The 294-nt window shown below is 33.7% G+C and carries 1 protein-coding gene; it reads right to left on the bottom strand.

Annotated features, from left to right (window positions below; all coding sequences use genetic code 11):
* Window positions 1-294: class I SAM-dependent methyltransferase (locus FE392_RS23280; protein WP_500692724.1), on the bottom strand; the 294-nt coding region annotated here is incomplete at both ends.

Genomic DNA, 294 nt, shown 5'->3' with positions numbered 1-294 from the left:
TCCTTAGTTCTTTTTTGCAACTAAAGACGTAGGCTGGCGGGAAATTAAGCCATACTTTTTCTAGTGTAATTTCAGGGAAGAAATGCTGTATAAATCCTTTTTTCACAAGTGAATATTGGAATGTAATAAATTCTCCATTCTCATGTATCGTTTCCATTACGCTGTTTAAAATGCGCTTTGAAACCTCTTCTGGTAAAGAAGTGAAAGGCAATCCTGATAAGATGTAATCAATACATTCTATATTCAATTGTTCCCTATACTTCTTTATATTTTCCGCTGAGCCATGTATAACAA

This window comes from Xenorhabdus santafensis (assembly GCF_033949405.1).
Taxonomy (GTDB): domain Bacteria; phylum Pseudomonadota; class Gammaproteobacteria; order Enterobacterales; family Enterobacteriaceae; genus Xenorhabdus; species Xenorhabdus santafensis.
This window is presented reverse-complemented; position numbering and strand designations above follow the sequence as displayed.